We start from the raw sequence: 15,668 nt of genomic DNA on the forward strand, positions 1-15,668 counted from the left end.
CTCAGAGCTCCCTGCGCAGGTCGATCATCCGGGTGAGCCCCAGGATCATCAGCAGCACGGCCGCGAGCAGCACCACGGCGTTGGCGGCGGCGGCAGGGAATTGCAGGTAGGCCATCTGCACCTGGATCACCTTGCCGACGCTGGCGATCTGCTGGCCGCCCATCACGCCCACCGTGACGAAGTCGCCCATCACCAGGGTCACCACGAAGATCGACCCGATGGCGATGCCGGGCTTGGCGAGCGGCAGCACCACGTTCCAGAGGGTCTGGAACCCCGAGGCGCCGCAATCCCGCGCCGCCTCGATCAGCGACCGGTCGATCCGGGCCAGGCTGTTGAAGATCGGCACGATCATGAACACCGTGTCGAGGTGCACGAAGGCCAGCACCACCGAGAAGTCGGAATAGAGCAGGCCCTCGATCGGCTCGCGGATCAGGCCCAGGCTGCGGAGCGTGTCGTTGACCAGGCCGTTGCGGCCGAGCAGCGGAATCCACGAGATCATGCGGATCACGTTCGAGGTCCAGAACGGGATCGTGCAGAGCAGGAACAGCCCCATCCGCACCGTGTCCGAGCGGATGTGGAAGGCCAGGAAGTAGGCGATGGCAAAGCCCAGCGGCAGGGTGATCGCCAGGGTGAGGGCCACGAATTTCAGGGTCGAGAGATAGGTGCGGACCGTGGTGCAGAGGTCGGCGGAAAGGCAGCCGTCGAACAGGTCGGCGTAGTTTTGCAGGGTCAGCGCCGGGGTGATCGCGTACTCGTTGTACTCCCAGAACGACACCACGGCGGTGAGCAGCAGCGGCACCCCCAGGAAGACCAGGAACACCAGGGCCAGCGGCGCCGCCTGGAGATAGGCGAGGCTGCGGCGTCGGGGCCGGGGGGCGGCCGCGATCGGCGCGGCGGTGGCTTCGCCGGTGCGGGGGAGGGCGAGGTCGTTCACTGGACGGCCTGTGACGGCGCGGCGGTGTCCCTCCCCCCTCTGCGGGGGAGGGTGGCCCGCGAAGCGGGTCGGGAGAGGGGAGCACCGGTGCAGGACGGGGCAGCGGCGTTCGAAACGCTCCTTCCGGACACCGCGCTCCCCTCTCCCGCCCCCCGCTGACGCAGGGGCCACCCTCCCCCGCAGAGGGGGGAGGGAGCCCTATCTCGGGCACGCCCGAGATAGGGGGAAAGAGCGCGTCCAGGCACGGCGCTCACGCGGCGATGAACTCGTTCCACTTGCGCACCATGTAGGTGTTCTCGTCCATCACGGCGTTCCAGCAGGCGACCGCGCCCATGCGCTGGTCGAAGGAGCCGCCATCGCGGGTGGCGCCGGCCTTCTCGATCAGGGTGCCGTCGGGGCCCAGGATGTCCTTCTCGGCGGGCTTGCCCTCCATCCAGAACGCCCATTCGTAGGGCTGCATGTGCGCCTTCGCGGTCTCCAGCACCGCGGAATAATAGCCCTGGCGGTTGAGATAGGCCCCGGCCCAGCCGGACAGGAACCAGTTGATGAACTCGTAGGCCGCGTCGAGCTTCCGGCCGGAGAGCGTCTTCGGGACGCCGAAGCCCTGGGCCCAGGCGCGGTAGCCCTCCTTGAGCGGCTGGTAGACGCACGGCACGCCCTGCGCGCGCACCTTGGTGACGGCGGGCGACCACATGGACTGGATCACCGTCTCGCCGGAGGCCATCAGGTTCACGGATTCGTTGAAGTCCTGCCAGAAGGCCCGGAACTGGCCGGCGCGCTTGGCCTCGATCAGCACCTTGATGGTGCGGTCGATCTCGGGCTTCGTCATGTTACCCTTGTCGCCGTAGGTGTAGTCGCCGGTGGCCTCCACCACCATGGCAGCGTCCATGATGCCGATGGACGGGATGTTCAGGATCGACGCCTTGCCCTTGAACTCGGGGTTGAGCAGATCCTTCCAGCTCTCCACCGGCCGCTTGATCAGGTCGGGCCGGATGCCCAGCGTGTCGGCGTTGTAGGTGGTCGGGATCAGGGTCAGCCACTCGGTCGGCGCGGAGGCGAAAGTCTTGGCGGTCTGGCCTTCGAGGTAGAACACTTTCCGGGGTGCCGTGCCCTGGTCGCCGATCCGCTTCCCGTTCACCTCGCCCTTGGTGAACACGCTGGTGATCTGATCGGCGAGCTTGATCCGCTTGGCGTCCAGGCCGCTCAGGTTGCCCGACGGAATGATCTTCTTGAGGCTGAAATACTCGGTGTCGACCAGATCGAACGAGTTCGGCTGGGTGACCACGCGCTTCGTCACCTCGTCGGTGACCACCGGAATGTATTCGAGAGTGATCCCGAGATCCTCCTTCACCTTCCGGGCGATGTCGGCGGACTGGCTCACCGCGGTGCCGAGGTAGCGCAGGGTCACGGGCTCGGCCGCGTGCACCGCCGGGAAGCCGGTGACCGGCGTGGTCGCCAGGGCCGCGGCCCCTTTCAGCAGCGTGCGCCGGCTCGGCTTCGAGAACAGGTCCATCATCGTCTCCAACTGTCTACGCGTCGAGGCGGTGGGCGGCCGCCGCGTCCCAGCCGACCGGGATCGTGTCGCCCAACCGGAGCGGGCGGGCCGCGAAGGCGGAATCGCTGAGCACGGCGGTGAGCGCGGCCGGGCTCTCGGCCAGGGCTTCGGGCGGCCGCTCCAGCCCGTCGGCGTCGAGGCCGACATGGACGCTGGTGCCCTGGTACTCCACCGCGACCACCCGGGCCGCGAGCGCGCCGGGGCCGGCCTCATCGCCGAGCCGCATCCGGTCGGCCCGCACGGCGATCATCCCGTCGGGCAGGCGGATCACGTTGTGGCCGCCGATGAACCGCGCCACGAAGGCGGTGGCCGGCCGCTCGAACACGGTGCGCGGGTCGGCGGCCTGCTCGATCCGGCCGGCATTCATCACCACCACGAGGTCGGAGAGCGCCATCGCCTCCTCCTGGCTGTGGGTGACGTGGATGAAGGTGAGCCCGAGCTCGGTCTGGATCCGCTTCAGCTCGACGCGCATCCGCACCCGCAGGAACGGGTCGAGCGCCGAGAGCGGCTCGTCCAGCAGCAGCACCTTCGGGCCGGTGACGAGGGCCCGGGCGAGCGCCACCCGCTGCTGCTGCCCGCCCGAGAGCTGGGCCGGCAGGCGCCCGGCCAGGTGGCCCATCTGCACGAGGTCGAGCATCGCCATGGCCTTGGACCGGCGCTCGGCCTTACCGACGCCGCGCATCCGCAGGCTGAAGGCGACGTTGTCCCGCGCGTCGAGATGGGGGAACAGGGCGTAGCTCTGGAACATCATGGCGGTGCCGCGCTCGGCGGGTGTCGCGTCGCCCACCGCCTTCGGGCCGATCACCACGTCGCCGGCGCTGGCGCGCTCGTGGCCGCCGATCATCCGCAGCGTCGTGGTCTTGCCGCAGCCGGAGGGCCCGAGCAGGCAGCAATAGGCCCCGGACGGCACCTTCAGGTCGATGGCATCGACCGCGGTCGCCGCGCCGTAGCGCTTGGTCAGGCCGATCAGCTCGACATTCATGCGAGGCTCCCCCGTCGCCGGGGAGCAAGGGCCGGGCCAGGGGGCGTCATGCGCCCTGCCGCTCCGCCGGATCGACCGCCCGGTCGAGCACCCGGCCGCGGCCCGGCTCGGACAGGACCTTGCCGTCCTCGGCGATCACCTGCCCGCCCGCGATGGTCATCACCGGCCAGCCGGTGACCGCAAACCCCTCCCAGGGGGTGTAGTCGGAGCCGTGGTGCAGGATTTCCTGGCGGATGGTCTCGCGCTTGTTCGGGTCCCACAGGGTCAGATCGGCGTCGAAGCCCGGGGCGATCGAGCCTTTGCGCGGATACAGGCCGTAGAGCTTCGCGTGGTTCGTCGCGGTGAGCGCGGCGAACTGGTTGAGGCTGATCCGTCCCTTCGAAACGCCTTCGGAGAAGAACACCGGCAGCCGTGTCTCGACCCCCGGGATGCCGTTCGGAATCCAGCGGAACGAGGATTTGCCGCGCGGGTTCAGCTTGCCCTGCGGGTCGTCGTAGCGGAACGGCGAGTGGTCCGAGGAGACCACGTCGAAGATGCCCCGCCGGATGCCGGACCAGACCGCCTCCTGGCTGGCCTCGTCCCGGGGCGGCGGCGAGCAGACGTATTTCGCCCCGGCCATCGGATCGTCGAGGCCGAGCCCCTTCATGTGCTCGGCTGTCAGGGTCAGGTATTGCGGGCAGGTCTCGGCGCGGATCTTCAGGCCGCGCGCCTGCGCCCAGGCGATCTGCTCGGTGGCCTCGCGGCCGGAGACGTGGACGATGACGATCGGCAGGTCAATCAGCTCGGCATGGCTGATCGCCCGGTGCGCGGCCTCGCGCTCGACCACCTCGGGCCGGGACAAGGCGTGGCCGTAGGGCTTGGTCTCGCCGGCCCGCTCCAGGCGGTCGCTGAGATAGCGGATCGCGTCGTAGCCCTCGGCGTGGACCATCACCCGGGCGCCCTGCCGCCGGGCGACGTGGAACACGTCGAGCAGCTGGCGGTCGTTCAGCACCAGGTCGTCGTAGGTCATGAACACCTTGAACGAGGTGTAGCCGTCGGTGACCAGGGCCGGCAGCTCCTGGCCGAGCACCGCCTCACTCGGGTCCGCGATGATCATGTGGATCGCCACGTCGACGTGGCACTGGCCCTCGGCCTTGGCGCGGTAGGCATCGACCGCGCCGCGGAGCGACCCGCCCCGGGGCTGGACCGCGAACGGCATCACGCAGGTGTTGCCGCCGGCCGCCGCCGCCTGGGTGGCGCTGGCGAAATCGTCGGCCATGACAATGCCGGGGCCGGGATCCTGGGCGATGTGGACATGGCTGTCGATGCCGCCCGGCAGGACCAGCAGCCCGGAGGCGTCGATCACCCGGGCGGCGTCGGCGATGCCCTCGGCCACAGCCACGATCCGCCCGCCGCGCACGCCGACATCCGCCCGCACCGTGTCGCTCGCCGTGACCACCGTGCCGCCGCGGATCGCCAGGTCGAATTCGGGCATGACGCTCAACTCCTCCGCGCCCGCAGGCGCCTGTCGGGACGGGCGGATGCATCGTCCGCGCCGATTCGGACGACGCGAGGAGGGCACAGCCATCCGGCGGGGTCCAGAGTGCGCAAATCATGGGTTCCCAAAGGGCGTGCCCTTTGGCGGGGTTCAGGGGTGGAGCCCTTGAGGCGCCCAGGGCTCTGCCCTGGACCCGCGAAAGGTCACGGACCTTTCGAAACCGGGACTTTGGCGTGAAGGCTGGAAGGGGCGGCCGCGTGGAAGAGGCGCCAGACGCGCCGCATGTGCCGGGCCGAGCCGAAGCCCGCGCGGTCGGCGACCTGCTCCAGGGCGAGGTCGGTCTGGGTGATCAGGTCCCGGGCCAGCGCGATCCGGGCGCGGTTGACCGCGTCGGTCACCGTCATCCCGGCATGGACCCGGAACAGCCGGGCGAGGTTGCGCGGGCTCGCCCCGGCGAGGCGGCCGAGGATCTCGGGGGACCAGGCGCGCGCCGGCTCGGCCGCGATCGCGTCCTGGGCGCGATGCACCACCGGATGCAGGTGGCTGCGGCCTTCGAGCCAGGGCGAGAGCTGCGGGTCGTCGGGGCCGCGGCGCATGTAGACCACCAGGGTCCGGGCCGCTGCCAAAGCCGCGGCCGGGCCGGCCCATTCGGCGACGAGATGGAGCATCAGGTCGACGCCCGCGGTCACCCCGGCGCTGCTGAACCGGTCCCGGTCCTGCACGAACAGCCGGTTCTCCAGCACCCGCGCCCGGGGCGCCAGGGCGGCGAGCCGGGCGCAGCTGGCGTGATGGGTGGTGCAGGCATAGCCATCGAACAGGCCGGCCCGGGCCGCCAGCAGCGTGCCCTCGCAGACCGTGACCAGGGTGTGCCCCGGCCGGACCGCGCCGCGCAGCCAATCGACGATCCGCGCTTCGACCGCCGTGTCGTCCGGGTCCGGCTCGTAGCCGAGCACCTGGGACGACGAGCCGGGCAGAAGCACCACGGTGCCCGGCGCGATCGAATCCGGCAGTAGCTCGGTGCCGCCGAGATCCAGCCCGATCGAGCAGCGGGTGCGCGGGGCCGGCGCCACGTAGCGCACCGCGAAGGCGACCCGCTCCTGGGCCGCCCCGGCGATGCGCAGGACCTCCATAGGCCCCGCGAGGTCGAGCAGCAGGGTGCGCGGCGGCAGGACCACCAGGACCGGGATGCGCCGCGCCGCCTCGCTCATGCGGCGACCGGCAGGTCCCGGCCGGCCAGCGCCTGCTCCACCGTGGCGATGCGGGCGAAGCGGTCCACCAGCACCAGCTCGGTGCGGACCTTGATGTCGTCCGCCTCGAACCGGCGGCCGTCAGGGTGGGTCATCGCGAAGGTCAGCGTCGCCTCGGTGACGTAATCCACCTGCCAGCCGCTGTCGGAGGCGTGGCGGGTGGTGGTCTCGCAGCACTGCTCGGTCCGGATCCCGGACACGATCAGCCGGCGGATGCCGTGCTGCGTCAGCCAGCCAGACAGCCCAGTATCGACCAGCGCGCTGTGCTTGCGCTTGTGGAACACGGCATTCGGCGCGATCACGATGGGCTCCAGGGTCCGGACATGGCCGGACTCCACCGAGAACGGACCCGTGTCGGCGACGTGGAACACCTGCAGCACCGGGATCTTGCGCGCGACGGCGCCGTCGATGAGCGCCTGAAGGCGGTCGGTAAAGAGCGGCACATCGGCCTCGCTCCAGAACGGCCGGTGACGGAAGGATTCCTGGACATCGATGACCAGCAGCGCAACATCGGACATTTCATGTCTCCCGCTTGGTGAAGCGAGCAGCAGGATCGCGCTCTCGCCAGATGCGCGAAAGAAACCGCGCAGCCAACCAGCGGACATTTTCGGCCATTCAGCCGACGACACGAGGGTACGGCATGGGTGACCCCAAAAAAATCTTCGTGCTGACCGGGGCGGGCGTGTCGGCCGAGAGCGGGCTCGGCACGTTCCGCGACCGCGGCGGGATTTGGGCCCGGTTCGACCCGATGCGGCTCGCCACCCCGGAAGCCTACGCCGCCGATCCCGACACGGTGCTCGATTTCTACGACCATCGCCGCCGCGGCGTGGTCGCGGCCGAGCCCAACGCGGCGCATGTCGCCCTGGTCCGGGCCGAGACGCGGCTCGCTGCGCGGGGCGGGCACCTGTTCCTGTGCACGCAGAACGTCGATGACCTGCACGAGCGGGCGGGCTCCCGCACGGTGGTCCATATGCACGGCGAGCTGCTCAAGGCCCGCTGCACCGCCTGCGGGGCGGTCACGCCCTGGCGCGACGACCTGAACCGGACCTCTGCCTGCCCGGCCTGCGGCACCGTCGGCCGGATGCGGCCAGACGTGGTCTGGTTCGGCGAGATGCCGATGCAGCTCGACACGATCGAGGATGCGCTCGCCGCCGCCGACCTGTTCGTGGCGGTGGGAACCTCGGGGGCGGTCTATCCGGCGGCCGGCTATGTCCGGCAGGCTCGGGCCCTCAACATTCCCACCTGCGAGATCAACCTGGAGCCTTCGGACAACGCCGAGGCCTTCGACGACGCCCGCTACGGGCCGGCCAGCACGGCGCTGCCGCGGTTTCTCGCCGATCTCGGACTCTAAACCGCCAGGCAGCCGCAAGACGTTGAAAGGGTAAACGATTTCGATTCGGGAGCCCGTCCCCCGGGACAGGACCAGAATCTTAAATGACGCGAATCACATCCGCGCGAGCTGTCAAGAACTGTTCGGGGCGTTGCCCACCGGTTACAACGGTCAAGCTCGGGTTCGGCGTCGCGGCCCGCCCGAGCGTTCGTTGAAGCCACAAGGGGAAGATAAACACCCATGCAGCACTTCACCGTAACCGACCGCGAGCGTGACACCGTCCTGGCGGCTTTGCGCTATTACCAGTTCTACCGGATGCAGGGTCATCCGTTCGACCCACGCCAGGACCACCTGATCGACACCATCGCGGGCCGGGCCGGGGAGGCCCTGGATCTCGCCGAGATCGACGACCTCTGCGCCGGCCTGAACGGCAACCCCCACGCCCTCGCCGCCGCGGCCGCCTGAGGCCGTAGCGCGGGGCGGCTTCCGACCGCCCCGACTTCCCCCGGCCGCCGAGCCGCCGGGGCCGGGGATCGACCCCTCCGAGATGAGCGAAGCCGCCGCCGGAGCCGGGCGATCCCCGATCGAACTTGGATGCTCACATCTCAGAGTGAGGGGCGGGTCCGCTCTCCCGTGCGGGCTAGGATGTTTCACACATCGTCTTCCGGGAGGCGCGACGTGCCCCCTGTCCCGCATGGGCTAGCGGATTCACAGATCGAGATTGCTCTGTCGCAAGCCTCTGAAACACGACGCATTTCCCCTCCCCCTTGCGGGGAGGGGTCAGGGGTGGGGGTGGTGCAGGATCACGCGTCCTGGTGCCGTCTGCACCACCCCCACCTCCAACTCCTCCCCGCAAGGGGGAGGAGAGCGCGTCGCGCCTTCCACCAGCCGATGTGTGAACATCGTAGCCCGCATGGGAGAGCGGACCCGCGATCCATCCCGTCGCCCGCGCGGTATCCGCACCGTATTCACCCCCATCCCCCCGAAAGGCCGATTCCGCTAGCTCCGAAAGCATGCCCTAACGGATCCGCGGCGGCCCTCCGGCCGGGGAGATCCGGGAACGTCGATGGCGCGGACGGGTTCGGGGCGGCTTCGTGTGCTGGGTCTGGTCGGCGCGCTGAGCCTCGGCTCGGGGCCGGCTTTGCCGGCGCCCGAGAGCGTTGCCACCGCGCTGGTCGTCTCCGTCGACGTGTCACAATCCGTCGACGACGCTCGCTTCCGCCTGCAGATGGAGGGGATCGCCGAGGCGCTGGAGGATCCGGCCGTGGTCGGCGCGATCACCGGCAATCCGGGCGGCATCCTGTTCGCGATGGTCACCTGGGCTGACAAGGCCGACCTCGCCTTAGGCTGGCGGCGGATCGCCAGTCGGGCCGATGCCGCGGCCACCGCCGCCCTGGTGCGGGCCACGCCCCGGCAGGCCGGGGAGTTCACCTGCCTCGGCCAGATGTTCCGGACGGTCACGGCCCGGGTGCTGCCGGCCCTGCCGGTCCCAGCCGAGCGCGTGGTGATTGACGTCTCCGGCGACGGGATCGACAATTGCACCGATGCGGACACCCTGGCGGACGAGCACGCCGCGCTGCTTGCCACCGGCGCGACCATCAACGGCCTGCCGATTCTGGTGCCGGGGGAGAACGACGTGGTCGGCGCCGGCGCCTACCGGGCTCCCGGCTACGGCCTGCGCCCGACGCCGCTGCCGCAGGACCGGACCACCCTGGAGGAATGGTACCGCGCCCACGTCCTCGGCGGCCCGGGCGCGTTCCTGCTGGCAGCCGCCGGCTACGGCGATTTCTCCCGGGCGCTGCGCCGGAAATTCGTGATCGAGATCAGCGCTTTGGGGCGGTAGCCCGGCGACGCCTCAGGGCGCCTTCTTCAGCTGGCTCTCGGCCCGGGCCACGCCGGCCTCGCAAGCCGCAGCGTCACCCTTGGAATCGGCGGTGCGCGCCTCGTCGAGGGCGACCTTGGCCTGCTGGGCGGCGTCGGCACCCTCGCCGGCCTGGGCCGACTTCTCCGGTGGCGCCTGGGGGGATTCGTTCGCGCGCTGGCCCTCGGTGCCGGTCATGCCCTCGCCGCCGCGCTTGGCGGCGTTGCCCTGGCCGCTGGTCGAGGCCGAGATCGACGCGGTCGATTCCGACGTGACGCGCTTCGACACGGCGTCGATCTTGTCGGAGCAGGGGGAGGCGAGGGCAGGGGCCGCCATCAGGACCAGGGCCAGGGGCACCGTGATGGAAACCGTGAAGGCGGCGGGACGCATCATCGTGTCGAACTCTCATGTGGGGGGCCGGGGATCAGGTCCCCGGTCCCCCAACGCGCCGCGAGGGATCGCGGTTCAGGCGCTGAGCTGGTCGCGGATCGGCAATTGCCGCACGCGCCGGCCGGTGGCGGCGAAGACCGCGTTGGCGATGGCCGGGGCCACCGGCGGTACGCCGGGTTCGCCGACGCCGCCGAGCGGGCCGTCATAGGCGCCGGTCGGCACCAGGTGCACGCGGACCACCTTCGGGGCGGCGTCGATCCGGATGATCTCGTAGCCGTCGAAGTTGTTCTGTACCGCGCGCCCCTGCTTGAAGGTGATCTCGGAGGTGAGGGCGAGCCCCATCCCCATGACCACAGCGCCTTCCATCTGGGACCGGATGCGCTCCGGGTTCACCTGCGGCCCGCAATCGATCGCGATGTCGACGGCGTGGACCTTCACCTGGCCCTTGTCGTCGACCTCCACCTCCGCGGCCACCGCCGTGTAGGTGACGAAGCTGTAGTGGCCGGCGATCCCGAGGCCGCGGCCCTTCGGCATCTGACGTCCCCAGCCGGCGCCCTTGGCGGCGGCCTCGATCACGCCGCGCAGGCGGCCGGTATCGATCGGGTAGAGTTTCGGGTCCTCGCCGTGGTTCCAGACGTCGCCGATCGAAGTCGGGTCGATCTTCCGGGCCGGGCCGATCAGGTCCAGCAGGTACTCCTTCGGGTCGCGGCCGGCGGCGTGCGCCAGTTCCGACACGAAGGACTGGATCGCGAAGGCGTGCGGGATGTTCGAGACCGACCGGAACCAGCCGATCCGGACATGGGCGGCGGCTTCCGGGTTCTCCATCCGGGCGTTGGGCAGGTTGAACGGCGTGTTCACCAGACCCATGCCGAGCTCGAACGGCAGCTCGTGCTTCGGATCGGGCGCGAAGATCGAGCCGATCGTCGGCGCCACCGAGCGGTGCAGCCAGGCCACCGGCATGCCCTTCTCGTCGAGGCCGGCTTCCAGGTGCTCCACCGAGATCGTGTGGTAGTAGCCGTGGTGGATGTCGTCCTCGCGGGTCCAGGCGAGCTTGACCGGCGCGCCGTCCACCGCCTGCGAGCACAGGGCGGCCTCGACCACGTAATCCGGCTTGGACTTGCGCCCGAAGCCGCCGCCGAGCAGCGTGACGTTCACCTTGACCTTGTCGTCGGGCAGCTTGAGCGCCTTCATCAGGCGATCGTTCGCCGCCTGCGGACCCTGCGTGCAGGCCCAGGCCTCGCAGAAGCCGTCCTTAACCCGGGCCACGGCGGCCGGGGGCTCCATCGGCGACTGGGACAGGTGGGGCACGAAGTATTCGGCCTCGACCTTGGTCTTGGCCTTGGCCATCGCGCCGTCGACGTCGCCCTGGTTGCGCACCACCTTGCCGGGCTTGCGCGCGGCGGCCTCCAGCTCCTTGCGGAACACGTCGGTATCGTAGCCGGCGTTCGGGCCGTCATCCCAGGTGATCTTGAGGGCGTCGCGCGCCTTCAGGGCCGCCCAGGTGTTCTTCGCGACGACCGCGACGCCGCCCAAGGGCATGAACTCGCTCGGGATCTCGCCGCCGTCGATCTTGAAGATCTTCACGACGCCTGGGACCTTCTTGGCCTCGGTGTCGTCGTAGGACTTGACCTTGCCGCCATAGACCGCCGGACGGGCGACCACCGCGTACAGCATCCCGTCGAGCTTGGTGTCGAGGCCGTAGACGGCCCGGCCCGTGGTGATGTCGAAGTTGTCGATCAGCCCGATCTTGCCGGTGCCGATGTAGCGGAAATCCTTCGGGTTCTTCAGCGTGACCTGGGTCGGAACCGGCAGCTCGGAAGCCGCCTGCGCGACGGCGCCGTAGCCGAGGCTGCGCTTGGACTTGGCGTGGGTCAGCGTGTGGTTGGAAGCCGTCACCTCGGAGGCCGGCACGCCCCATTGCTTGGCCGCGGCTTCGATCAGCATCAGCCGCGCGGCAGCGCCGGCATGGCGGAAATGCTGGAAGAAGTGGCGCAGCGAGCGCGAGCCGTCGGTGTCCTGGTTGCCGAAGCGCTGCTCGTCGCCCCAGGCCTGGACCACCTTCACCTTCGGCCAGTCGGCCTCAAGCTCGTCGGCGACGGTGAGCGCCACGGAGGTGCGCACGCCCTGGCCCATGTCGGAGCGGTGGTTGGTCACCGTGACGGTGCCGTCCGGGGCAATGGACACGAAGATCTTCGGATCGTCGCGCCAGCCATGCGGCATGCCGTCGGCGCCGAATTTCTGCGCCTTCTGCTCGGCGGTCTGGCCTTCGTCGGCGCGGGCGTCGCGCAGGGACAGGGCCAGCACCAGGGCGCCGGCGCCGCCGAGGATGCCGCGGCGGCTGACATTGGCGAGCACCGGCCGAGTGGTCGTGTCGGCGGTCGGCTTGGCGTTGGCCAGTTCGGCCATCATCTGTGCGTCGTGAATCACAGGCGCTCTCCCTTGCCGGCGGGCGCCGTCTGGCCGGCGGCCTGATGGATCGCCGCACGGATGCGCGGATAGGTGCCGCAGCGGCAGATGTTGCCGCTCATCGTGTCGTCGATGTCCTGCTCGGACGGCTTCGGCGTGTCCTTGAGCAGGGCTGCGGCCTGCATGATCTGGCCGCACTGGCAGTAGCCGCACTGGGCGACGTTGAGATCGCGCCAGGCCACTTGCACCGGGTGGTTGCCGTCGGGCGACAGACCCTCGATGGTCACGACCTCCTGGTCCGCGGCCGCCGAGATCGGGGTGATGCAGGCCCGGGTCGCCGCGCCGCCGAGATGGATCGTGCAGGCGCCGCACAGCGACACGCCGCAGCCGAACTTGGTGCCGGTGAGGCCCAGCTCGTCGCGCAGGTACCACAGCAGAGGCATGTCGGGGTCGCCGTCGAAGCTGCGCGCAGCCCCGTTCACGGTGAGTTTGATCATCGGTGTATCCTGTCTGGCCACGCCGGAACGGCGTTCAGTCGGGTCCGAGCCGCATCGGAGGCGCCGACCCGTCGTCTCGTCCACGCCCCCGCTGATGGACGACAACCTGACGATCGGGCCCTTGGGTTCAGAATGGGAAGAGTTCTAAGCTACGATTCCAGTCGTGCGCAACGCAAAGCGCCTGCGGCATGGTCCCGGAGATCTGCGCCTGGTACATGCCGCGTGTGGCGGCGCACATGCCGATTTCTGGATCGACGGCCTCTTCAGGGCCGGGTGTGCGGAAAGCCATGCTGCCGCGCCGCCCCGATGACGATCAGGGTCGGCACCAGCAGGCCGAGCAGGACGGGCGCGAAGGCATTGATGCCGACCCTGTCGAGCAGCAGGCCGCCGACGATCCCGCCGCCCGCGATCGCCACGTTCCAGACCGTGACCAGCATCGCCTGCGCGAGATCGGCCGCGTCCCCGGAGGCCTTGGCCAGCGCCGCCTGGAACAGGGTCGGCACGCCGCCATAGGCGAGTCCCCAGATCGCCGCGGCGGCATAGATCGCCACCGGGTCGCCCCGGAGGCCGAAGACCAGCGTGGCGAGCCCGAACAAGATCGTGCTGAGCAGCGCCAGCGCCCGCGCATGCCGGTCGATCAGGGCGCCGACCATCCAGAGGCCGACCAGCGAGGCGGCGCCGAAGACGAGCAGGACCGCATCCGTCCGCTCAGCCATCCCGCCGGCGGCGAGGAACGGCGCGACGTAGGTGTAGAGGATGTTGTGGGCCAGCACGAAGGCCAGCGTCACGAACAGCACGGGGCGCACGCCGGCCAGGGCGAACACGTCGCGCAGGGCATGGCGCCGGCCGCCCGCCTGGCCGGGGAAGTCGGGCACGGTGAGCAGGATCCAGGCGACGAGGATCAGCGTCAGCCCGCTCATCACGCCGAAGCAGGCCCGCCAGCCGATCGCGGTGCCCAGGAAGGTGCCGGCGGGGACGCCGAGCGAGAGCGCCAGAGGGATGCCGACCATGGCGACCGCGATGGCGCGGCCTTGCTGGTGCTCGGGCACCATGCGGGCCGCGTACCCGACGAGCAGGGCCCAGAGCAGGCCGGCCGAGACGCCGGCGATGAGGCGCGCCGCCAGCGTCAGGGGGTAGCTCGCCGAGATCGCCGTGACGGTGTTGGCCACCACGAAGCCGAGGATCGCGGCGAGGAGCAACGTCCGGCGGCGCACGCCCTGGGTCGCCGCCGTCAACGGGATGGCGGAGATCAGCGAACCCAGCGCGTAGATCGTCACCAGCTGCCCGGCCAGGGATTCCGGCACCGCGAGCCCGGCGCCGATCTGCGGCAGCAGGCCGGCGGGCAGCGCCTCGGTCAGGACGGTGATGAACCCGGCCATGGCCAGCGCCAGCAGTCCCACCAGAGGAAAGCGCTCCGGTCTGGCCGCAGTGCCGGATCTGCCGGCAATGGATTGCTGAGAGAGGGATTGCGGTTCCGTGGTCGCCGTCATCGTGCACCTGTTTGGTCAAGGCGGTGCCCTTCGCGGGCAAGAGTGCCGGAAGGCCGGTCACCGACTCGAGCCCGGACGATAGGATCGGTTGCCGAGGCCGATCATCGGGCTACAATTCGCGACATATCGGACAGATCTGTCCGCAATCGGCTCGGGCGATGGACAGGCTCGGAACCCTCACCGCTTTCATGCAGGCCGCCGAGGCGCGCAGCTTCACGGCGGCGGGCCAGCAGCTCGGCGTCTCGTCCTCGGCGGTCGGCAAGGCGGTCGCGCGCCTGGAGGCGCGGCTCGGCGTGCGGCTGTTCCACCGCTCGACCCGGGTGGTCACGCTGACCCCGGAAGGCGGCCAGTTCCTCGAACGCTGCCGCAAGATTGTCTGCGAGATCGAGCAGGCCGAGCTGGAATTGTCCCAAACGCGGGATGCGCCCCGCGGAAAATTGCGGGTCAGCCTGCCGATGGTCGGCCGGCTGATGGTGCCGACCCTCTCGGCCTTCATGGAAACCTGGCCGGAGATCGAGCTCGACCTCGATTTCACCGACCGGCTGGTCGACGTGATCGACGAGGGGTTCGATGCGGTGATCCGCACCGGCGAGGCCCGGGATTCCCGGCTGATGACCCGGGTACTCGGCAGCTACGCCCTCAAGCTGGTCGGCGCCCCGGCCTATTTCGCCGCCCACGGAATCCCGGCCTCGCTCGGCGACCTCGCCGGGCACCGGTGCCTGCGCCATCGCTTCCCGACGACGGGCCGGCTGGAGGATTGGCTGCTGGGAGCGAGCGAGACGATCGAGCTGCGCACGGCGGCGATCTCCAGCACCATCGAGCCGCTGGTCTGCCTAGCCGAACGCGGCCTCGGCATCGCCTGCCTGCCGGATTTCGCGGTGCGCGCGCAGATCGAGGCCGGGACGCTGATGTGCGTGCTGGACAGCGCGGTGCATCGCTGCGGCACCTTCCGCATCCTCTGGCCGTCGAGCCGTCAACTCGCGCCGAAGATCCGCGTCTTCGTGGACTTCATGGCGGAGAACCTGTTCGCGCAGCCGTGACGATCAGGGTTTCAAAAGGTCCGTGTCCTGTTGCGGGTGCAGGGCAGAGCCCTGCCAATCACGCAGGGGCTCCGCCCCCGAACCCCCGCCAAAGGGCTGAGCCCAGCCCTTTTAAGGTGTTTGGCTGTTGAGGATCCTTGCGGTTGCGACGTGACCTCTGCTGGCGCGCTTAGGTTCTGCCGCGGGGTCTTTGGGTTTTCGCCTGCCGACCGTCACGCGCCCGGGGTCGATCCTGCGGGCCAAGCTCAGCAGGCGCGCGGCCAGGGCCGGTGGGTCGGTCGCACCGCAGGCCGTCCAGTGCTCAGGGGGCAGAGCGATCAGCAGCCCCTCGTAGCCGCCGCGGATCTGTAGGACGAGGTGATACAAGGACACCTTGGGGGCCGCCCCCGCGGCGGAGGTGTGCGCCCGCTCCACGCAGCGCTCGATCAGCGCCAGCACGTTGTAGGCCAGCAGGGCCAC

Annotated in this window: 14 protein-coding genes and 1 pseudogene; 4 read left to right on the forward strand and 11 right to left on the reverse strand. The window is 70.0% G+C overall.

Annotation, left to right across the window (positions count from 1 at the left end):
* Position 1: 1 nt before the first annotated feature.
* The 6 genes from BM228_RS18580 to BM228_RS18605 all read right to left on the reverse strand — a co-directional run bounded on the left by BM228_RS18580 (position 2) and on the right by BM228_RS18605 (position 6,713).
* Positions 2 to 934, reverse strand: coding sequence for an ABC transporter permease (locus tag BM228_RS18580; RefSeq protein WP_092042935.1), 933 nt, complete (start codon positions 932 to 934; stop codon positions 2 to 4).
* A gap of 250 nt (positions 935 to 1,184) precedes the next feature.
* On the reverse strand, positions 1,185 to 2,447 hold the full coding sequence (locus BM228_RS18585; RefSeq protein WP_092042936.1) for an ABC transporter substrate-binding protein: 1,263 nt from the start codon (positions 2,445 to 2,447) through the stop codon (positions 1,185 to 1,187).
* 16 nt (positions 2,448 to 2,463) lie between these two features.
* Positions 2,464 to 3,471, reverse strand: a complete 1,008-nt coding sequence (locus BM228_RS18590) for an ABC transporter ATP-binding protein (RefSeq protein WP_092042938.1) — start codon at positions 3,469 to 3,471, stop codon at positions 2,464 to 2,466.
* Between the two features lie 46 nt (positions 3,472 to 3,517).
* Positions 3,518 to 4,945 carry a dihydropyrimidinase gene (gene hydA / locus BM228_RS18595; protein ID WP_092042939.1) on the reverse strand — a complete coding sequence of 476 codons (1,428 nt, stop codon included), beginning with the start codon at positions 4,943 to 4,945 and terminating at the stop codon, positions 3,518 to 3,520.
* Positions 4,946 to 5,151: 206 nt separating this feature from the next.
* On the reverse strand, positions 5,152 to 6,156 hold the full coding sequence (locus BM228_RS18600; RefSeq protein ID WP_092042941.1) for a GlxA family transcriptional regulator: 1,005 nt from the start codon (positions 6,154 to 6,156) through the stop codon (positions 5,152 to 5,154).
* Positions 6,153 to 6,713 (reverse strand): isochorismatase family protein, encoded by a 561-nt coding sequence (locus BM228_RS18605; RefSeq protein ID WP_092042943.1) that lies wholly within the window; start codon positions 6,711 to 6,713, stop codon positions 6,153 to 6,155. The genes BM228_RS18600 and BM228_RS18605 overlap by 4 nt, the downstream gene beginning before the upstream one ends.
* Before the next feature lie 122 nt (positions 6,714 to 6,835).
* Here BM228_RS18605 and BM228_RS18610 point away from each other — a divergent pair, with 122 nt between their 5' ends.
* The 3 genes from BM228_RS18610 (at position 6,836) to BM228_RS18620 (ending at position 9,368) form a co-directional block, all read left to right on the forward strand.
* Positions 6,836 to 7,546 (forward strand): SIR2 family NAD-dependent protein deacylase, encoded by a 711-nt coding sequence (locus BM228_RS18610; protein ID WP_092042944.1) that lies wholly within the window; start codon positions 6,836 to 6,838, stop codon positions 7,544 to 7,546.
* Between the two features lie 219 nt (positions 7,547 to 7,765).
* Positions 7,766 to 7,990 carry a hypothetical protein gene (locus BM228_RS18615; RefSeq protein WP_012320868.1) on the forward strand — a complete coding sequence of 75 codons (225 nt, stop codon included), beginning with the start codon at positions 7,766 to 7,768 and terminating at the stop codon, positions 7,988 to 7,990.
* A 601-nt stretch (positions 7,991 to 8,591) separates the two neighbouring features.
* A complete protein-coding gene (locus BM228_RS18620; protein ID WP_092042945.1) occupies positions 8,592 to 9,368 on the forward strand; it encodes a DUF1194 domain-containing protein in 777 nt (258 codons plus the stop codon).
* 12 nt (positions 9,369 to 9,380) lie between these two features.
* Here the strand turns inward: BM228_RS18620 and BM228_RS18625 are convergent, their stop codons facing one another.
* The 4 genes from BM228_RS18625 to BM228_RS18640 all read right to left on the reverse strand — a co-directional run bounded on the left by BM228_RS18625 (position 9,381) and on the right by BM228_RS18640 (position 14,079).
* Entirely contained in the window at positions 9,381 to 9,779 is a 399-nt protein-coding gene (locus tag BM228_RS18625) for a hypothetical protein (protein ID WP_092042946.1), read from the reverse strand.
* A 72-nt stretch (positions 9,780 to 9,851) separates the two neighbouring features.
* Positions 9,852 to 12,203: a xanthine dehydrogenase family protein molybdopterin-binding subunit gene (locus BM228_RS18630; RefSeq protein ID WP_092042948.1), complete on the reverse strand. Its 2,352-nt coding sequence runs from the start codon at positions 12,201 to 12,203 to the stop codon at positions 9,852 to 9,854.
* A complete protein-coding gene (locus tag BM228_RS18635; protein WP_092042949.1) occupies positions 12,200 to 12,679 on the reverse strand; it encodes a (2Fe-2S)-binding protein in 480 nt (159 codons plus the stop codon). Before BM228_RS18635 ends, BM228_RS18630 begins: the two co-directional genes overlap by 4 nt.
* Before the next feature lie 263 nt (positions 12,680 to 12,942).
* A complete protein-coding gene (locus BM228_RS18640) occupies positions 12,943 to 14,079 on the reverse strand; it encodes an MFS transporter (protein ID WP_244537203.1) in 1,137 nt (378 codons plus the stop codon).
* Positions 14,080 to 14,327: 248 nt separating this feature from the next.
* Here BM228_RS18640 and BM228_RS18645 point away from each other — a divergent pair, with 248 nt between their 5' ends.
* Positions 14,328 to 15,209, forward strand: a complete 882-nt coding sequence (locus BM228_RS18645) for a LysR family transcriptional regulator (RefSeq protein ID WP_092042952.1) — start codon at positions 14,328 to 14,330, stop codon at positions 15,207 to 15,209.
* Positions 15,210 to 15,320: 111 nt separating this feature from the next.
* On the opposite strand, the pseudogene BM228_RS34725 reads toward BM228_RS18645, so the two are convergent.
* Positions 15,321 to 15,668, reverse strand: a pseudogene (locus BM228_RS34725) (hypothetical protein); the annotation flags it as partial.

Source organism: Methylobacterium pseudosasicola (assembly GCF_900114535.1).
Lineage (GTDB): Bacteria > Pseudomonadota > Alphaproteobacteria > Rhizobiales > Beijerinckiaceae > Methylobacterium > Methylobacterium pseudosasicola.